Source organism: Neorhodopirellula pilleata (genome assembly GCF_007859915.1).
Taxonomy (GTDB): domain Bacteria; phylum Planctomycetota; class Planctomycetia; order Pirellulales; family Pirellulaceae; genus Rhodopirellula; species Rhodopirellula pilleata.
Genome location: NZ_SJPM01000014.1, coordinates 1 through 2,766, shown reverse-complemented (window position 1 = coordinate 2,766; position 2,766 = coordinate 1). Strand labels below are relative to the sequence as shown.

Sequence of the window (2,766 nt, the reverse complement as noted above, 5' to 3'; positions counted from 1 at the left end):
TTGGGTTGGACTAAGAGTGGTCATCTGGGCCTCTGCTAGAGTGGGAAAAACAACTGGTAGCTTCCCCACAGTGGTCCAGATGACTTTTGCTTTCTTTGTTTTTGTTAAGAGAGCAACATACCAGTTGCGCTTTTGCCTGTGGCATTGGTTTATCGTAACCCGCTGCGTAAGCGAGGGATGAGTCAATATCAATTATCCCTCGCTTACGCAGCGGGTTACGAAGAAAGCGCAACTTCAAAAAGCGTCAGCGAGGGATATTTAAAAGAGAATTAATGGTGTTGAATCCCTCGCTCACGCTTTTTGAAGTTGCACTTTTGCCTGTGGCATTGGTTTTTAGTAACCCGCAGCGTAAGCGAGGGATGCGTCAAAATCAATTATCCCTCGCTTACGCTGCGGGTTACGAAAAAAGTGCAACTTCCAAACTCACGCTTCGGGTTACGATTAAATCAACACGCCGCTAGCGCCAAATCGGCTAATCCGTTCTTGAAGCAACAGTCAGCATTGGCGAAACGTAGGAACTAAATGATGGATGACGAAACGAACGAGGGGCGGTCCGCCAAGTTCAAATACGAAGTGAAGGACTTTTCAGCGAAGTCGACCACCGACGATATCACCTCGCGTTTCGATGCCGATGTCGAGCGATTTAGCAACTTGGAAACCGGCCAGTCCGCGACGATCGACGCGCCGCTGTCGATGCAATTGATCACCGAAGCGGCCGTGCGACTGACTCCGAAGATCGAGAGGGTGTTGGATATCGGATGCGGAGCCGGCAACAACACGCTGAAGCTTCGGCAAGTTTACGGCAAGCCCTTCGCAAGCGACTTGTTGGACCTGAGCAACCCGATGCTCGAGCGAGCCAAACAGCGAGTGAGCGATGCCGGGATCGACGCGATCACGACTTGGCACGCGGATCTCCGCGAGGCCGACCTGCCCACGGAAAGCTACGACGTCGTGCTGGCCGCTGCGGTGCTGCATCACTTGCGAGACGACGAAGATTGGCGGGCCGCGTTCGAAAAGATTTTTTCGGTGCTGCGTCCCGGCGGATCGTTTTGGATCACTGACTTGGTGGTTCAAGAAACGGTTCCCGTTCAAGAATTGATGTGGTCACGTTACGGCGATTACCTCGAAGGATTCGGCGGCGTCGAGTACCGGCAAAAGGTGTTCGAATACATCGACCGAGAAGATTCGCCGCGACCGGTCACGTATCAGCTCGACCTGCTCCGCCGCGTCGGCTTCGCCCACGTCGAACTGCTGCACAAAAACAGTTGCTTCGCCGCGTTCGGTGCGTGGAAGGAGTAACTTGCGGGGTCGCCTGCCTCTACTGGTATTGCCCACACAACACTGTCGCCGATCGCAAGCCAAGTCCGCCAGCAGTGATCGGCCAAAGCATCCAGGCCAAGGGAACCTCTTGTAACTCACCTTGATGCGTTTCTTCAATCAGCGACTTGAGTCCGTCAAAGATGCTCTCGCCGTTACCGAAGAAGTCGTTCTCGAAAGTTTGCAGGGCGTCGTGTCGGAACTGAGTGCCAGTGAGTATCAATGGGACAACGAAGTCTGATGAGTGAGTGGTGAAGTTTGAAATGTTGGCCACGGATTGGCACGGATCTTCACGGATAGGCTCATAGTCCTCATCGAAACCCGAAGCGTCAGTTTTGAAGTTGCGATTTTGCCTGTGGCATTGGTTTTTAGTAACCCGCTGCGTAAGTGAGGGATGAGTCAATATCAATGATCCCTCGCTGACGCAGCGGGTTACGAAGAAAGCGCAACTTCAAAAAGCGTCGGCGAGGGATATTTACAAGAGAATTAACGGCGTTGAATCCCTCGCTTACGCTTCGGGTTACGATTAGAACAACAGCCTGATCGCGTCGAAACGGCTGGTAGGACGACGAGCCGCTCATCCGTTGTTCCAGGTGATCGAGATCTGCAACACAGACGCGATCGTGACCCAGATCAGATACGGAATCTGAGCGACCGCGATCCAGCGGTGGTGAGGCCAGATAGCCTTCATGGCCCAGAGAATCGTGATCCAAACGATGGCGATGTCGATCGCGGCTAGCGGGAGGTTTCGCAGGCCGAACTGGATCGGAGTGAAGGCGATGTTGGCGATCAGGTTAATGGCGAAGGGGATCGCGACTGGCCACGGGATCTGCTTGCGGGCGACGCGGTAGAAGACGTAGCCGAACGTAACCAGGATGATCGGGTAGAGGATCTGCCAGATCGTACCGATCGTCGACGGCTCGGGAGTCCAAGCCGGTTTTTCGAGGGCGTCGTACCAGTCTCGCCAAGTCATTGAAGAAAGTTTGAAGAGTGAGGGGTGAAGAGTGAAATAAAAATAGGGGATAAGATTATCGCTTGGTGAGCGGGCCCCCACTATCTCAAGCCGTTTACTCTCCCGAGACTGCTCGCTCAATCTCGGCTGGAGTTGGCTCGGTTCCGCCTTGGGTCTTGGACATGAACTTCAGCACTCGTACATGCAACTGCTCCCGATCGACATTGCTTAGACGGTCGCCCATCATCACGAGCGTCTCGGATTGAGCGATCGTGGCTGCAAGTGTCGCGTTGATGTAACTGTTCAACGAAACGCCTTGCTCGCTGGCCAACTCTTGTGCCTTTGCTTTTAGATCATCTCGCATTCGCAACTGCACTTTAGGCGATTGCCTATCACTTCAAAATTGATCTTGCCACGAAAAAGGCCCTCAGAGAAATTGGAGGTTCTCACACCAAACCAATACTCAAAGGGCCAAGGATGGCTAAGAATATACGCTC

4 protein-coding genes are annotated in these 2,766 nt (G+C 53.3%); 2 read left to right on the top strand and 2 right to left on the bottom strand.

Annotation, left to right across the window (positions count from 1 at the left end):
• The first annotated feature begins 522 nt into the window (after positions 1-522).
• A complete protein-coding gene (locus Pla100_RS23975) occupies positions 523-1,299 on the top strand; it encodes a class I SAM-dependent methyltransferase (RefSeq protein WP_231603495.1) in 777 nt (258 codons plus the stop codon).
• Positions 1,300-1,423: 124 nt separating this feature from the next.
• Positions 1,424-1,558 (top strand): hypothetical protein, encoded by a 135-nt coding sequence (locus Pla100_RS32225; protein WP_261344822.1) that lies wholly within the window; start codon positions 1,424-1,426, stop codon positions 1,556-1,558.
• Positions 1,559-1,894: 336 nt separating this feature from the next.
• On the opposite strand, the gene Pla100_RS23970 is transcribed toward Pla100_RS32225, so the two are convergent.
• Both Pla100_RS23970 and Pla100_RS23965 read right to left on the bottom strand, forming a co-directional pair.
• Positions 1,895-2,290 (bottom strand): TspO/MBR family protein, encoded by a 396-nt coding sequence (locus Pla100_RS23970; protein ID WP_146580980.1) that lies wholly within the window; start codon positions 2,288-2,290, stop codon positions 1,895-1,897.
• Positions 2,291-2,384: 94 nt separating this feature from the next.
• Positions 2,385-2,645 carry a type II toxin-antitoxin system HicB family antitoxin gene (locus Pla100_RS23965; RefSeq protein WP_261344820.1) on the bottom strand — a complete coding sequence of 87 codons (261 nt, stop codon included), beginning with the start codon at positions 2,643-2,645 and terminating at the stop codon, positions 2,385-2,387.
• Positions 2,646-2,766 lie beyond the last annotated feature (121 nt).